This window comes from Stenotrophomonas sp. STK16_22 (assembly GCF_051984505.1).
Lineage (GTDB): Bacteria > Pseudomonadota > Gammaproteobacteria > Xanthomonadales > Xanthomonadaceae > Stenotrophomonas > Stenotrophomonas maltophilia_A.
Window position 1 is genome coordinate 4165165 of sequence record NZ_CP196972.1, and the last position, 14009, is coordinate 4179173.

16 protein-coding genes are annotated in these 14009 nt (G+C 63.8%); 9 read left to right on the plus strand and 7 right to left on the minus strand.

Annotation, left to right across the window (positions count from 1 at the left end; genetic code table 11):
• Positions 1–11: 11 nt before the first annotated feature.
• A complete protein-coding gene (locus ACSYAO_RS19250) occupies positions 12–464 on the minus strand; it encodes a PA2169 family four-helix-bundle protein (protein WP_005419568.1) in 453 nt (150 codons plus the stop codon).
• A 554-nt stretch (positions 465–1018) separates the two neighbouring features.
• Here ACSYAO_RS19250 and ACSYAO_RS19255 point away from each other — a divergent pair.
• Both ACSYAO_RS19255 and ACSYAO_RS19260 read left to right on the plus strand, forming a co-directional pair.
• On the plus strand, positions 1019–3853 hold the full coding sequence (locus ACSYAO_RS19255) for a TonB-dependent receptor (RefSeq protein ID WP_032128574.1): 2835 nt from the start codon (positions 1019–1021) through the stop codon (positions 3851–3853).
• Positions 3854–4111: 258 nt separating this feature from the next.
• The gene (locus ACSYAO_RS19260) at positions 4112–5140 is read left to right on the plus strand and encodes a hypothetical protein (protein WP_049462006.1); all 1029 of its coding nucleotides are present in this window, start codon (positions 4112–4114) and stop codon (positions 5138–5140) included.
• Positions 5141–5148: 8 nt separating this feature from the next.
• Here ACSYAO_RS19260 and ACSYAO_RS19265 read toward each other — a convergent pair whose 3' ends face one another.
• A complete protein-coding gene (locus ACSYAO_RS19265; protein ID WP_049401061.1) occupies positions 5149–6042 on the minus strand; it encodes a DMT family transporter in 894 nt (297 codons plus the stop codon).
• Between the two features lie 65 nt (positions 6043–6107).
• Here ACSYAO_RS19265 and ACSYAO_RS19270 point away from each other — a divergent pair, with 65 nt between their 5' ends.
• Positions 6108–6911 carry an AraC family transcriptional regulator gene (locus ACSYAO_RS19270; protein WP_049462005.1) on the plus strand — a complete coding sequence of 268 codons (804 nt, stop codon included), beginning with the start codon at positions 6108–6110 and terminating at the stop codon, positions 6909–6911.
• Between the two features lie 7 nt (positions 6912–6918).
• Here ACSYAO_RS19270 and ACSYAO_RS19275 read toward each other — a convergent pair whose 3' ends face one another.
• Entirely contained in the window at positions 6919–7335 is a 417-nt protein-coding gene (locus tag ACSYAO_RS19275; RefSeq protein WP_049461991.1) for a hypothetical protein, read from the minus strand.
• Positions 7336–7462: 127 nt separating this feature from the next.
• Here ACSYAO_RS19275 and ACSYAO_RS19280 point away from each other — a divergent pair, with 127 nt between their 5' ends.
• Positions 7463–8104, plus strand: a complete 642-nt coding sequence (locus ACSYAO_RS19280) for a glutathione S-transferase family protein (protein ID WP_049461990.1) — start codon at positions 7463–7465, stop codon at positions 8102–8104.
• A gap of 21 nt (positions 8105–8125) precedes the next feature.
• Here ACSYAO_RS19280 and ACSYAO_RS19285 read toward each other — a convergent pair whose 3' ends face one another.
• Entirely contained in the window at positions 8126–8533 is a 408-nt protein-coding gene (locus tag ACSYAO_RS19285; protein ID WP_049461989.1) for a hypothetical protein, read from the minus strand.
• Between the two features lie 49 nt (positions 8534–8582).
• The gene (locus ACSYAO_RS19290) at positions 8583–9002 is read right to left on the minus strand and encodes an H-NS histone family protein (protein ID WP_049423730.1); all 420 of its coding nucleotides are present in this window, start codon (positions 9000–9002) and stop codon (positions 8583–8585) included.
• A gap of 118 nt (positions 9003–9120) precedes the next feature.
• Here ACSYAO_RS19290 and ACSYAO_RS19295 point away from each other — a divergent pair, with 118 nt between their 5' ends.
• Entirely contained in the window at positions 9121–9513 is a 393-nt protein-coding gene (locus ACSYAO_RS19295) for a DoxX family protein (RefSeq protein ID WP_049461988.1), read from the plus strand.
• Positions 9514–9538: 25 nt separating this feature from the next.
• Here ACSYAO_RS19295 and ACSYAO_RS19300 read toward each other — a convergent pair whose 3' ends face one another.
• Together ACSYAO_RS19300 and ACSYAO_RS19305 are read right to left on the minus strand one after the other, a co-directional pair.
• Entirely contained in the window at positions 9539–10225 is a 687-nt protein-coding gene (locus ACSYAO_RS19300) for a hypothetical protein (RefSeq protein WP_049461987.1), read from the minus strand.
• Between the two features lie 60 nt (positions 10226–10285).
• Complete coding sequence (locus tag ACSYAO_RS19305; RefSeq protein ID WP_049461986.1) at positions 10286–10933, minus strand: hypothetical protein; 648 nt, start codon at positions 10931–10933, stop codon at positions 10286–10288.
• A 325-nt stretch (positions 10934–11258) separates the two neighbouring features.
• Between ACSYAO_RS19305 and ACSYAO_RS19310 the strand changes: the two genes are divergently transcribed.
• From ACSYAO_RS19310 to ACSYAO_RS19325, 4 genes are all read left to right on the plus strand, one after another.
• Positions 11259–12104 carry an HNH endonuclease gene (locus ACSYAO_RS19310; protein ID WP_239544480.1) on the plus strand — a complete coding sequence of 282 codons (846 nt, stop codon included), beginning with the start codon at positions 11259–11261 and terminating at the stop codon, positions 12102–12104.
• Between the two features lie 4 nt (positions 12105–12108).
• Complete coding sequence (locus ACSYAO_RS19315) at positions 12109–12930, plus strand: GIY-YIG nuclease family protein (RefSeq protein WP_111008290.1); 822 nt, start codon at positions 12109–12111, stop codon at positions 12928–12930.
• 93 nt (positions 12931–13023) lie between these two features.
• Entirely contained in the window at positions 13024–13572 is a 549-nt protein-coding gene (locus ACSYAO_RS19320; protein ID WP_111008289.1) for a hypothetical protein, read from the plus strand.
• A gap of 168 nt (positions 13573–13740) precedes the next feature.
• Complete coding sequence (locus ACSYAO_RS19325; RefSeq protein WP_111008288.1) at positions 13741–13989, plus strand: helix-turn-helix transcriptional regulator; 249 nt, start codon at positions 13741–13743, stop codon at positions 13987–13989.
• Positions 13990–14009 lie beyond the last annotated feature (20 nt).

Consider the following 14009-nt stretch of genomic DNA (forward strand, 5'->3'; position numbering starts at 1 on the left):
GCCGATGATCGTCAGGCCGCCTTCATGGCGTGCTTGCGAGCGCGCATCACGTTATGGCACTCCTGCACTTCAGGCAGAAGCTGGGTGACTTCCTGGCGCACGGCCGGCGGCAGTTCGTTATCCTTCAGCACGTCCTTGAACGCGCCAAGCAGCCGGTCTTCGGACTCTTCCAGCTCGGCCACGTAACCATAGTTGGTGTCGCCGAATGCAGCGCGGACCTTGCCATAGAACTGCTGCATCGAACCGACCACGGTGCCGTGCTCGGCCGGCTTGCCACCGCTGGCAGCAACGGAGCCACTCAGTGCGGCGACGATGCGGCCCTTGACGCCGGCAATACGAGTGAACAGGGCCGACAGTTCGGCATCCTTCACCTTGGTCGCAGCTTCCTCGTAGAACGACTTGCCATCACGGGCAATCTCGATCAGGTCGTTGAGGCGGTGTTCGATGGTGGACTGGGTGCTCATGGAATCGCTCCTGTGTGCTCGATGGTCTATGGAGAATGACAGCGCGAGTGCGTTGCCTTCGGGACCACTGTGGAGGTTTGAATGTGCCGATTGGGTGAGTACGAATTGATGCATGCATCACCACCCTCAACGCGCCCTGACTCCTTCATCCCGTCGCATTTCCGCGTTCACGGTACCTGAGCAGAACGCCGACGATTCACCATGGCGCGATGACGATGATCAGCGTCACCAACAGTGCGATGGCAAGCACCAGCAACAGCACATGCCACTGCTTCCACGTGGGTCTTGGTTTGCCGGGGGTATTCATCGGATGTCTCCTGGAGTCTGTCATCAGCCCGCAGCCAGACTGAAGCAGAGCACCCTTGGTGCGCGTCGCGGTTTCGTGCATGGCCTGTGCATGAACGCTGTATCCGGCGCGCGACGATAACGCGTCCATAACGTAATCGAGTTGTAAGCGGAGTGTTAGGTTCCTTCCGATTCCGCACAGCGGGATTTCAGATCGGTTTCCACGCAGCGATGCGGAAACCCATTCAACTGGATTTGGAGAGAGCCAAATGCACTACAAGTACACCCTGCTTTCCCTGGCAGTGGGCACGGCCTTGGCCGCTGCCTGGTCACCGGCCGCGCATGCGCAGGATGACAGCGATAAAACACCGAAGAACCTCGATCGCATCCAGGTTACCGGTTCGGCCATCCGCAGCGTGGATATCGAAACGCAGCAGCCGATCATCGCCATCACCCGCGCGATGATCGAGCAGCAGGGCTTCACCACCATCGCCGACCTGCTGCAGAACCTGACATCCACCGGCGCGCCGACCATTTCGCGTGCGCGCGCGTTGGCGTCCGGCGAGAACGTTGGTGGCTACTACGTCAACATCCGCAATCTGGGTGCCACGCGCACCCTGGTTCTGGTCAACGGCAAGCGGCTCGGCGCCACCACCAGCGGCCTGCAGGATCTCAGCCAGATTCCGATGAGCGCGGTGGAACGCATCGACGTGCTGAAGGACGGCGCCTCCTCGCTGTACGGCTCGGATGCAATCGCTGGCGTGGTCAACATCATCACCCGCAAGAACTACGAAGGCCTGGAAGTGTCCATGCAGCACGGGCAGTTCAGCCAGGGCGATGGCAAGGACAGCACGTTCTCGCTGGTCACCGGCGCCCGTGGGGAGCGTGGCGGGTACACGCTCGCACTGGAATATCAGAAGTCAGACCCGGTGTTTGCCCGCGACCGCGAGTTCTCCCGGTACGGTGGCGCCGGCCCCAACTACCCGGGCGCGGACTGGAGCAACATCAGCCAGAACGGTTCCTGGTGCGACCCGGCGCTCTACAAGTGCAATACCGGTGATGCCGTATTCAAGACCCTCAATCGTGGCGGCGATCCGAAGAACCCGAACGACTACCACCCGATCACACCGGCCGAGTTCGCCAACGGCAACGACCAGATGCACCTGCAGACCGGCATCGAGCGCCGCTCGCTGTTCCTGAGCACGGACTACGCGCTGACCGACCAGATCAAGTTCACTGCCGACATCGGCTACAACGAGCGCACCACCGACCAGCAGATCGCGGGCTACCCGTACCAATCGACCAAGTTCGGCACGCCGCTGGACGCGGCCAGCGTATTCAACCCGCTCGACCACGGCATCGCGTTCAATCGCCGCCTGTGGGAAGTGCCGCGCACGACCGAAAGCAAGCTGAAGTCGCTGCGGGTTGCACCCAGTCTGTCCGGCTACTTCGAGCTGGGGACCAAGACGTACGACTGGGAAGTCGGCGCGTTGTTCAACCGCAATGAAGTTACAAAAACAGGCCGTGGCGACATGAGCCTGATCGCTTCCCGGCAGGCATTGGGGCCCTCCTACCTCGATGCCAACGGTGTGGCCCGGTGTGGCACGGCGGCATCGCCGGTCTCGGGTTGCCTGGCCTGGAATCCTTTGCTGCCGTTCGGGGTCGCGGGGGCTGGCTCTCTCTCCGATCCCGAACTGCAGCGCTTCTTGTTCCCGACGTTCAACGATACCGGCATCACCAAGACCCGCAGTTACTTCGCCAACATCTCCGGCCCGGTGATCGAACTGCCTGCCGGTGACCTGTCCGTCGCCCTGGGGTATCAGTACCGCAAGGAAGAAGGCCGCTTCGTGCCCGATGCCTTCGCCCAGTCGCGCCAGAGCACTGCACTGGGCGCATCCACCACCGCCGGTGACTACAGCCTCAACGAGTTCTTCGCCGAAGTGAACGTGCCGATCCTGCGCGACCTGCCGTTCGCCAAGGAACTGACCGTGAACCTGGCTACGCGCTACTCCGACTACAGCAACTTCGGCAGCACCACCAACTCCAAGGCGAGCTTCGCCTGGCGTCCGATCGAAGAGCTCATGATCCGTGGCACCTTCGCCGAAGGCTTCCGCGCACCGAGCATCTCCGATCTGTATGGCGGCCTGGGCACCAGCTTCGAAACCTATGTCGACCCGTGCGGCATCGGCGCCACCAACAGCGTCAACGGCAATGCCGCCTGCAACGCCGCCGGCGTCCCGCTGGGCTACCAGCAGCTGAACCAGAGCCTGAAGCCCTGCGCCAGCTATCCGTGCGCCACGCCTGACGAGTTCACCACCGGCTCCGATCCGAAGCTGCGCCCGGAAGAGTCCAAGAGCAAGACCGTGGGCGTGGTCTGGAGCCCGCGCTGGGTGGACGGGCTGGACATCAACCTCGACTGGTACAGCTACAAGATCACCAACATGATCATCCAGGACAGCGTCGACCGCATCCTGCGTGACTGCTACGTGCTCGGCAACGCTTCGCGTTGTGGCAGCGTCAAGCGCGCTGGCGATGGCCACATCACCAGCATGTTCTACGGTCTGGCCAATCTGGGCTCGATGGAAACCGAAGGCTGGGACCTGGGTATCCGCTACCGCCTGCCCGAGTTCTCGTTCGGCCGCTTCACCATCGACCTGCAGAACAGCTATGTCTCCAAGTACGACGAGGAGAACCAGAACTCCGCCGGCGATACGATCATGATGGGCCGGATCGGCCAGCCGGGAATTTCCCGCCTGCGCTCGAACCTGGGTGTGAACTGGCAGCTCGGCAACTTCAGTACGCAGTACACCGTGCGCTACTACTCCGGCATGGTTGAAAACTGCGTACCGAACCGTCCGTGCACCCTGCCCGACCGCTACGCCTACGGTGAGCCGGATGCCCTGCGCAAGGTCGGTTCCAATGCCTTCCACGATATCCAGGTCAGCTACAAGCTGCCGTGGGACGGCACCGTGGCGCTGGGTTCGAACAACGTGTTCAACCACCAGGGCCCGATCATGTTCTCCAAGCCGTCCAGCTCCTTCCCCTATTACGGCGGCTTCGATATCGGCCGCACCGTGTACGTGAAGTACTCGCAGCGCTTCTGACGGGCAGGTCCGTGCTCGTGGCCGGCGGAAGGGGAGTCCGCCGGCCACGATGCACACCGCCTCCACCCAATCTCCATCGTTTTTCGACGGAATCTCCAAGGTTCCCGGCAACACTTGATGTCATGACGGCTAAGGAGCAGGACCGCATGGATCGCCACGCGCCCCGACACTGCACACCCGTCTCCAGGTTCACCACTGAATGTGACGGTGTGGCCGGGTTCCGATCTTCCGGACATGCCGCCGCAAGGGAAGTACGAGATGACGACGGCAGTTCGCACCGGCCTGACCGACCTGGTCGCTGACGCGCAGCGGTACCTGCGCAGGATTCTCCCCGGGCTCGCCTCGGCAGTGCATCCACTTGCTTCATTGCATGCCATTCCCCACGCGATGGCATCGCGCTACCACCTCGCCGGGCTGATGCTGTACGGGGAAACCCCCGCCATGCTCGCCGTGGCCCGCGAGCCGGGCGAATCCAGCACCCGTGTGATCCAGGATGTGCGCTGCCTGCGCTCTGCAGCGAATGCACTGGTGCTGTACGTCTCGCCCTATCTCACGCCGACCCAGCGCCGCTTCCTGGTCGAGAACCACATCGACTTCGTGGTCCCGCACACCCAGTTGTTCGCGCCGAGCCTGGCCATTGAGTTCCGCGACGACCCCGATCATGAGAAGAAAGCCATCTCGCTGCTGCCTTCGGCGCAGGCCGTACTGATCCACGTGCTGCTGAGCGGCCAGTCGCGCTGGTGGTCGCCGCGCGAGATCAGTGCCGTCGCCGGCTACACCTCGATGACGGCGTCGCGCCTGTCTGCCGAACTGGTCGGTCGCGGCCTGGTCGAGCGCTCCACCGGGGGCCGCGAGCGCTTCCTGAAGCTGGCCGGCAACCGCGACGAGGTCTGGGCCAGGGCACAGCCGTTCCTGCGTTCCCCCATCCTGAAGGAAGTGGATGTCTGCTGGGGCCCGACCGCCGAGGCACTCCGCGATGCGGGGCATCCGGCGCCGACGGCCGGCCTCGATGCGCTTGCTGAAACGTCACCGCCCCCGATCGGTGGCACCCGCGCACTGCACATCGATGCGTGGCGGTTGCTGGGCGCACTTCCCATGCCCGGCCCGGACTGCCTTCAGAGCGCACGGCTGCAGATCTGGGCCTATCCGCCGGCATTCACCAGTATTGGCGATGTGGTGGACCCGCTTTCGCTGTATCTCAGCCTGCAGGGCAAACGCGGCCATGATGCAGACGCGCTGCAACAGCGGGTGGAACAGGCGCTGAGCGGAGACACGTATCCCGCATGAGCGAAGCCCTATGCGGGCTGCTCGCTCGGCACTGCGGCGGCGCGCCTGGCGCTGTACTCAGCGAACACCACGCCGGACACCGCCAGCAGGCCACCGCCCAGTACCCAGCCACTGAGCGATTCTCCCAGCAGCAGTACAGCCAGCGCGGCGGTCACGATCGGCACCAGGTTGAAGAAGCCAGAGACGCGCGCAGCGCCCAGGCGTGACAGTCCGGTCATCCAGGTCAGCGGCGCCAGGATCGAAGCGCACACGGCGGCGAAGCCGATGCAGCCGACCGCCGTGAGGTTGTTCACCCCGGTGCCGACCAGCAGCTGTACCGGCAACAGGATCAGCGATGCAGCGGTGGCCTGCAGGAACAGCGACTCCAGCACCGACAGCGGAATCTTCCAGCGCTGCATCAGCACGTTGTAGGCGGCGAAGGCCAATGCGCCGATCAGCATGATCGCGTCTCCTCGGTTCAGGCCCTGCGCCGCCAGCCGTGCCAGGTCGCCCTGCGAGACCACCGCCACCACGCCGACGGTGGAGATCACCGCGCCAAGAATGGAAGTGCCTCGCACCGGATGGCCCATGAACACGCGCGACAGCGCCAGCGCGATCAACGGAATCAGCGCCTGGATCACCCCCATGTTGGTGGCCGAGGTGAAGTGCGCCGCATAGTAGGCCAGGCACTGGTACATCACCCCACCCAGGCAGCCCAGCACCAGGAAGCGCCCGAGATTGGCGCGCACGGTCGGCAGGTTTTCGCGCAGACGTGGCAGCGCCAACGGCAGCAGGACCAGCGCCGCGACCAGCCAGCGGAAGAAGCCGATGTCGATGGGACCGACCGAGCCCGAAGCAAGCTTGGTAACGATGGTGTTCGCGCCCCACAGCAGGCAGGCGAGGATCGGGAAAAGATAGTTCACGGAACGCGGGTGTACGTAGGGGAATGGCCAGCGTACGCTTGGCGCATATCGAGGACATCCCGAAAATGCGCCACACCGACCCCGGCTTGCGGCAACCGATGGAGCCAATCCCCACCTTCCGCCAGCTGCCCGGTCCGATCTACTTCCGGCAGGGTGCGATGGAGCCCACGGACTGGGGCACGCACAGCCATCCGTGGGGCCAGTTCAACTTCGTCGCGCAGGGTGTGATGGAGATGAAGATCGACGGCGAATGGATGGTGTCCCCGCCGCACTACGCGATCTGGATTCCACCGGGAATGGCCCACTATTCGCGCAACCGCTCGCAGCTGGCCTACCGCTCGGCCTATCTGTCGCCGGCCTTGTCACGCCGCTTGCCTGATCGCTGCCGTGCACTGGAAGTCAGCCCGCTGCTGCGCGAGCTGCTGCACGAACTGGCACGGCAGGGCGTGACCGATCCGCAGACCCCGGCCCAGCGGCGCATGGCCGCCGTGGTGATCGACCAGATCGTCAATGCGGCCGTAGTGCCCAGCTTCCTGCCAATCGCCAGCAGCGATGCGCTGAAGCAGGTGATGGCGTACATGGAGAAACACCTGTCGATGGCCGAATCGGTTGCCGAAATCGCGCAGCGCCACCACATGAGCGTGCGCAAGCTGGAGCGCATGGCACGCAGCGAGCTGGGCATGTCGCTCGGCGACTGGCGTGGACGGGTGAAGTTCGTGCGCGCCACCGAGGCGCTGTGCACCCGCCGGCCGATCAGCCGGATCGCCGAGGAGCTGGGCTATTCCGGCGTCAGCGCCTTCGCTGAGATGTTCAAGCGGCACGCGCAGTGCACGCCGGATCAGTACCGGAAGCTGCATCGGGCGGGGTGAGGGCGGTCTAGAGAGCGATCAGCAGGTCCGCAAGCAGCCTCGGCAGGAACAAGGCGGCCAGAACGCAGGCGAACAGGATGAGAATGACCTTTGCCGTCAATGGGCGACGGCGGGGATTGCTGAAATAGAGGTGCAGATCGCGCAGTTCATCTTCCAGCCCCCTCCGCACGCCTGCGTTCTGTGTACCGGGTTCGAGCAGCTGTCGCTCAAGCGCCTTCAGGCGCTTCATCAGCTCACGCGGTGGTGTAGCCCGCAGGATCAGCTGATTGAGCTCCTGAAGCCGGCGCGACTGCGGCATCAGCGCTGCCACGAGATCATCCGGCGGAAGCTGTGAGACCCATCGCTGGGCGTCCGCATCCATCTCAGCCTGCAGCACATCGCGTTGCTGCTGCAGTTCGGCCAGGGAAGTGCGGCGCTGCCACATGAGGAGGCACAGGAGTGGTGGGTGGGGGGCAGTGTATCGCCCGCCGTCCCGGGAAGGGTGTCGATTTCCCGCCCCGTCGTTCGTCGGAACAGGAAAGGCAGGCCCTTCGACCTGCAGGAGTGCCACGATGTGCCCGATCCTCACCGCCTTCGCCACTTCCCCGGACCGCGGCCAGGGCCTGGCCCGTGACATGCGCGTGCGCTGGGCGCTGGAGGAGCTGGGCGTGCCCTACAACGTGCAGCTGCTCGGCTTTGCCGAGCTGAAGCAGCCCGCGCACCTGGCCCGCAACCCCTTCGGGCAGATCCCCACCTGGCAGGACGGCGGCCAGATCCTGTTCGAATCCGGCGCGATCGTGCTGCACCTGGCCGAGCAGCATGCCGGCCTGCTTCCTGCTGATCCAGATGCACGCATGCGCGCGATCATGTGGGTGTTCGCTGCATTGAATACGGTGGAGCCGCCCATCGTCGAGCGCTCGATGGCCTGGGTGCTGGAGCACGAGCAGCCCTGGTATGCGCAGCGCCTGCCGATGCTCGATGAGCGTGTGCGTATGCGGCTGGCGCAGCTGTCCGCCTGGTTGGGATCGGCGTTGTGGCTGGAGGGCGAGTTCAGCGCCGGCGACCTGATGATGGTTTCGGTGCTGCTGCGCCTGAAGAGCAGCGGCCTCCTCGATGAGTACCCGCAGGTGGTGGCCTATGTGGGCCGTGCAACGCAGCGCCCCGCCTACCAGCGTGCGTTTGCTGCGCAGCTGGCGGTATTCCAGAACGCCTGACGCTACGCCCGTGGGCAAGCCTCAGTGCAGACTGCGCCGGCATGCGGCCTGCACCAGCATCAGCTGCGCCACCAGGATCAGCATCGCGCAACCTGACAGCAGCCACGGGTCGATGTACCACTGCGCGTTGAAGCTGAAATCTCCGGCGGAAATGCGCTTCCAGCCGTTGAAGTGCTGCATCGCCGCGACCACGAACGCGAAGCCGCCTGCGGTGTACGACAACCAGGGCACGATGAGGCCGCCCGGTCGTGCGAACAGCATCAGCACGCCCAGCACGCCGATGACCGTGCGCTGCACGCGGCAGTACGGGCAGACATAGGCCATCCCGCTCCATTCCACTGCCCAGGCCAGCAGGCTGACCAGCACCGCCGCGCCTGCCGCGATGTAGAGGACTCTGGGTGAGATCGTCAGGCTGCCATCGTGTGCCATCGCGCGCTCCTTCGTTCAAAGACCCCGGCAGGGTAGCAGCGCGGCAGGTTCAATCCTTCTTGAAAACCGTGCGCTTGCCGATCGGGCTGCTCTTGCGCGCCGTCGGCCGGGCCAGGCCGGGAATCAGGAAGTCGGTCACCTTGTGGCCCTTCTGCACCTTGGACGCCAGCCAGCGCGGCATGCGCCCGCGGCCGGACCAGGTCAGGCGCTTGTACTCCGGGTCACGGTACTTGGCAGCCACTTTCCCGGTTCTGCGCCGTGCCGGTTTCCGGCGGGGAGCGGCCTCTTCGTTCACCTCTCCGCCGAACAGCTCTTCGAGGGTATACCCCGCTTCTGCTGCTGCGGCCTTCAACATCCGCCGTACCGCACTGGCCGGACGGCGGCTGGATATCAGCTGTTTCCGCTGTTCAGCGGCAACCACCAAGGCGCCCAGCTCCCGAAGGCTGAGCGATTCAATATCAATCGTCATGGGAGAAAGGTCTCCTGCGGACGGCCAGCTGTCAAGGCGCCTTGCCCTTGGCGTAGACACGGGCTTCACTGCCGGTGGGCTCCGATCGCCTTCGCCGGCCATCTCCGAGGACACCGACGTGAGCCACTCATCCCATTCGCTCGCTTACCTGCTTGCACGCATCCTGCTGATGGCGCTGTTCCTCATCTCCGGCCTGGGCAAGCTCGGTGATCTCAGCGTCACCCAGGGCTACATGGAAGCGATGGGCGTGCCCGGCATCCTGCTCTGGCCCACCATCGCCTTCGAGATCGGCAGCGGACTGTGCATCCTGTTCGGCTTCCAGACCCGGCTGGTGTCGATCGTGCTGGTGGGTTTCAGCCTGGTCACCGCTTTCATCTTCCATCACAACTTCGCCGACCAGACCCAACAGATCATGTTCCTGAAGAACCTGGGGCTGGCCGGTGGCTTCCTGCTGCTGGCCTGCACCGGGGCCGGGCGGTACAGCATTGATGGCAGAGGGCGGCGCGGGTAAGCGCCGATCGGCGCCCCCCCACGCGCTAGCGCCGAAGCTCAGCCTCCGGCGCCAATGTGTGGATCACCTTGCCCTGCGCATCGAGGAACTCGATCGCACCGTAGCCTTCCGCAGTGACAGTCAGGCGCAGTCGCGTGCGGTCTGCCTTGTCGTTCAAGGCGATGGCCGGCGTGCCGTCAGGCCCGACCACCAGACCGATGCGGGTCGGTGCTTGCACCCCAGGAATCAGCTTGTTGCCCAGCGCAGGCTCGCGGATCAGCTTCGGCGCCTGGTTGATCGAAAAACTCACCGCGCCGTCCGGCGATACCCGCCAGCCGATCGCATCCATCGCCGGATGGTCCAGCGCAAGCACCGCCATGCCGCCGTCGACATCGGCGGTGCCGAAGCCACCGCGTTCGCTGCCCTTGTCGTCGTACAGCACCATGCCGGCCACATTGAAGGCGCGCTTGTACTGCAGGCCATCGATGATCGGTGCCGGTGTCTTTCCGGACAGCGTCATGCGGATCACCCCCGTGTCATCGACGATATCGATGCGCCGTGCGGTGATGCGCTCGTGGTCCGGTGTTGCTACGCGCGTCTGCGGTGCCTTGTCGACGATCAGGCGTTGCAGGGTGTCAACCGACGGGCGCTTGGGTGAGTCGGACGGCTCGGCAGCGGCAGGCAGTGCCGCAAGGGCAGTCAGGGCGACGAACACACGGGCACTGCGCTTCATGCGGGCTCCTTGTCGTACGGATCGGCGGAAGCCGCATCATGCCACCCTTGCAGCGCCCTCTCATGAGGGAGGCGGAATTTCCGGCAGCTGGAGCCCCTGTGCCAGGGCGAATGCACGTGACGCGCGCCAGTACGCCTCAGGCGGCCTCTGCAGTTCGGGCCGGCTCCAGTAGTCATTGATGTGCAGTACGCTCATCACGTCGACCCATGCAGCGCGCGCATCGTGGACGCACATGCGCCAGCGATGATGCGGCGGAAAGTACGCGTAGTACTCAAGCGCCTGCCGCTGTGCCTGCTCTTCGTCAATCCCTGCCTGATGGATCAACGTCCACGCATGCATATGGCGCGCGTGCGCAAGCGCACCGAGATACTCATCCTCATCCAGCAAGGGAATCGGCTCGCCGCGCGCCAGGCACAGCGCGTCCGATTCGGTGTCGTACTCCAGCGACGGCTGCAACAGTTCCGGGTTCTGGTACCAGTACCCTTCGCCCAGCACATGCAGCATCGCCCAATGCCAGGGCTCGTCGTGGAAGAGCAGTTCGTGCTCGTATTCGTGGCCGGCGGCCTGGTCCGGATAGCGTTCGCGTGCCTGTTCGATTGCCAGCGCTTCGGGAATCTGGCCGTAGCGCACCAGGCACCAGGCGAACAGATGCCGGCTGTCTTCGATTTCAGTGGTGAAGTCTTCCACCGGGGCGCGGGTGTCGGGCATGTTCGATCCTTGCGTGTGGATCAGATGTTGCCTTGAAGGCAGACCAGCAGCTGTTCATGCATGCTGGGTTGGTGGCCCACCAGCAATCACATTCATTCCCCAAGAGATTGTTGGGGAAGAACTTTTCTCGGGCGGCCAGCTGCGGTTACTCGCACCGTTACTCACATTCCCCAGAAGGGGACTGGATTCGAAGCCTGACGATCGCTGTGAGCAGTGAAGCAATAGTCCCACGCTGTACAGGAAAGTACTATCCAGTCTTCTTCATCGCGCCGCGCGTGGGCTGACCTCCATGGGCCGTGGCGACAATTGGCAGGGGACGTAGCCGATGGCCGCTACACAGAAGCCGGGACGCGATGGCGTCAAGTATTGGCGAGCCGTAGACGCCATTGAGGCCTTGGGCAGCGCGTCGCTGGCCGAGGTCGAGGAGTGGGACCTGTCGCGCCACCCTCACGACCCGCTGGGCAACGCCCGCGCTGACCTGGAGTTGTTCACGGTCAATTCGCCCAGCCGAGTTCACTACAACTACTCGCGCACGAACTGGCGAAGCGACCAAGATCACCCGCACGACCGCTTGTTCAAGCTGGTCGATCCCGGCCCGCCGCGGCGCACGCGCTACGTTCTGTTCAATCCAGCGGACCACGGGCACGTGGACCTGCAAAAGGGTGGCGACGGAAAGTGGAAAGCCAGACCCCTGATCATGGACGATCAGGCGCGGGTGGAGGCAGACGCGCAGGCAGGCGCGTTCACCGCTCCAGTGGACAGCGACCAGGACGCCCGCGTGTGGGCGATGCGCGCCGTGGCCCAGCGCCGCGGCCAGCCGTTGTTCCGCGCCAAGCTGCTGGACGCCTACGGCGGCCGCTGCGCCATCACCGGGTGCTCGGCGATTGAAGTGCTGGAAGCGGCGCACGTGCTGCCCTACAAGGGCATACATACCAACCGGGTGGATAACGGCCTGCTGCTGCGCGCCGACCTCCACACGCTTTTCGATTGCCAACTACTGTGGATCACCCCCGTGCATACGGTGGCCTTGGCGCCGTCCCTGCTCACCACCGACTACGCCGCCTTGCAGGGCAAGGCGCTGGCCTTGCCCGCTTCACCGGCCCACCGCCCCAACGCGGCGCACTTGGCCGATCACGCGGCGCGGTGCCAAGCTCGCCACTCGGGGCTCTAAGCCGATGCGACTCTTCGACCTGCTCAAAGTATGGGAGCCCGCGTTCGACGCGTCGAAGGCCAAGGTCCACCTGGCGCGCTACAACGGCAACGAGCGGCCGCTGGACGTGTTCCTGGAAGGGAAATTCGACTGGTGGCAGCGCTGGCAGACCAAGCGCAACTTCCAGCGCGAGTTCGTCGTGTCGCTGGTCAACGCGGGCTCCCCCACGCGCTGGCTCTACGCTGGACTATTCCGATCCATCGACTATGTGGAAGAAGCCGACCCAAAGCCCCACTACTTCTACACCCTTGAGCGGGTGCCCTCCTGCGAGGAGTGGGTCGGTCGCCTCTATCTAGAAAGCGTCTACACGGGACGGCCTTCCTACCTCCGCGGGGAGACTTTGGCAAACGATCTCACTGTGGTCGAACTGCTACCCTCGCGACTGTCGATCGCAGACTTTCCAGGCTTCAAGGCGGTGAACCTCACCAAGGCGCAGCTGGACATTGTGGTGCGCAACCAGTCCGCCGCCTGGAGCGCGGCCTTGTCGTCGGTGAAGGGGGTCTACGTCATCACCGACACGGCCACTGGCCGGCTCTACGTTGGCAAGGCATCGGGCGCCGACGGCATCTGGCGGCGCTGGTGCGCGTATGCCGCCAACGGGCACGGGGGCAACGTCGCCCTGCGCCAGGAGTTCGGCATCGAGGCATCCGAGGAACGGCGGCACGCCTTGCGCTTTGCCGTCCTGGAAATCGCTGACCTGTCGGCAACCGAGGCCGATCTCTGCGAAAGGGAGAGCCACTGGAAGTCCGTTCTGCTATCACGCAACCACGGCTTCAACCGGAACTAAAAATGCCCCTTGGGTCACTCGGTCGATTCAAAAACCGCGTCGAGCGCACCAGCTCACAGGTCGCCGCGTTAAGCTTCTCAGGTACATGAGTCGATGTCGAAGGTAGTGCGTGTGGAACAAAAGAGCATAGAGGAAACCCTGGCAGGACTCGCGGCTACGTTCGACAGGACACCCGAGACGTCCAACCGCAGCGACGTCATCTTCTTCAACGGGATAAAGCGCGAAGCGGTGATCGCGCTGCTGGATGCAGCCCACTCCGCCATCCAAGAGAACCAAGAATCTGCTGCCTGGTCCTATCTCGTCCAAGCATCGGAGCAATTGGGCTACCTCATTGGCATCAATGAAGCCGAGTCCCTGGCTACGCCAGAACAGGCCATCAATGCGAAGCTAGAACAATATGGCCGCAAAGGCGGATTGAAGAAGGGCGAGAACGCCAAGCAGCTTCAAGACGCTGTCGCCAGCAAACTCATTGCCGCCACACCCAAGAACGGATGGAAGAGTCGCCAGGAGGTCCATCGGCGGTTCTTTGAAGTGGCCGACGAAGTTCCCGGATTCAGTGCAACTGACTATCAGTGGCGTGCGCTGCTCAAGCGAAGCGACGTTAAAAACGTTCTGCCGGCCACCAGCAGACGAACCCGCTGAACACCGCCGCGGGCACTGATCAATGCAGATTCGTAGGGATTCAAGCCGTGAGCGGCAACGCTGGCGCCACGATTTCGTTGAATAGCGGCTATTAGATAGCATCATAGCTGCTATAAAAACGTATAGCACCTGCTAGGGATCGGCACTTTCTCTCCGAATTTTTAACGTGTGTCCAAGCATCAGCTTGCCGACACACTCATGAATTCGCAGCGACTCCAAATCATTTCCCTGCTCGAGACGACGAAGCGCCTGAACCTCGCGCGCTCCACGCTCTACACGCGTCTCGATCGGAAATCACCCTACTTCGACCCTGATCTGCCGAAGCCCGTGCGCTACGGCTCAAGCGTCGGATTCATTGAGCACGAGATTGACGACTACATCCTTGGCCTGATGCAGGCCAGAGGGGGTGTGGACTGACAGTAGATGCGCGACTGGTT

Excerpts from the sequence above, each read along its gene's own strand:
- ACSYAO_RS19255 (WP_032128574.1), top strand. The coding sequence starts at position 1,019 with ATGCACTACAAGTACACCCTGCTTTCCCTGGCAGTGGGCACGGCCTTG.
- ACSYAO_RS19315 (WP_111008290.1), top strand. The coding sequence starts at position 12,109 with ATGCGACTCTTCGACCTGCTCAAAGTATGGGAGCCCGCGTTCGACGCG.
- ACSYAO_RS19290 (WP_049423730.1), bottom strand. The coding sequence starts at position 9,002 with ATGACGATTGATATTGAATCGCTCAGCCTTCGGGAGCTGGGCGCCTTG.
- ACSYAO_RS19310 (WP_239544480.1), top strand. The coding sequence starts at position 11,259 with ATGGCCGCTACACAGAAGCCGGGACGCGATGGCGTCAAGTATTGGCGA.
- ACSYAO_RS19260 (WP_049462006.1), top strand. The coding sequence starts at position 4,112 with ATGACGACGGCAGTTCGCACCGGCCTGACCGACCTGGTCGCTGACGCG.
- ACSYAO_RS19250 (WP_005419568.1), bottom strand. The coding sequence starts at position 464 with ATGAGCACCCAGTCCACCATCGAACACCGCCTCAACGACCTGATCGAG.
- ACSYAO_RS19285 (WP_049461989.1), bottom strand. The coding sequence starts at position 8,533 with ATGGCACACGATGGCAGCCTGACGATCTCACCCAGAGTCCTCTACATC.
- ACSYAO_RS19320 (WP_111008289.1), top strand. The coding sequence starts at position 13,024 with ATGTCGAAGGTAGTGCGTGTGGAACAAAAGAGCATAGAGGAAACCCTG.
- ACSYAO_RS19280 (WP_049461990.1), top strand. The coding sequence starts at position 7,463 with ATGTGCCCGATCCTCACCGCCTTCGCCACTTCCCCGGACCGCGGCCAG.
- ACSYAO_RS19270 (WP_049462005.1), top strand. The coding sequence starts at position 6,108 with ATGCGCCACACCGACCCCGGCTTGCGGCAACCGATGGAGCCAATCCCC.
- ACSYAO_RS19275 (WP_049461991.1), bottom strand. The coding sequence starts at position 7,335 with ATGTGGCAGCGCCGCACTTCCCTGGCCGAACTGCAGCAGCAACGCGAT.
- ACSYAO_RS19300 (WP_049461987.1), bottom strand. The coding sequence starts at position 10,225 with ATGAAGCGCAGTGCCCGTGTGTTCGTCGCCCTGACTGCCCTTGCGGCA.
- ACSYAO_RS19305 (WP_049461986.1), bottom strand. The coding sequence starts at position 10,933 with ATGCCCGACACCCGCGCCCCGGTGGAAGACTTCACCACTGAAATCGAA.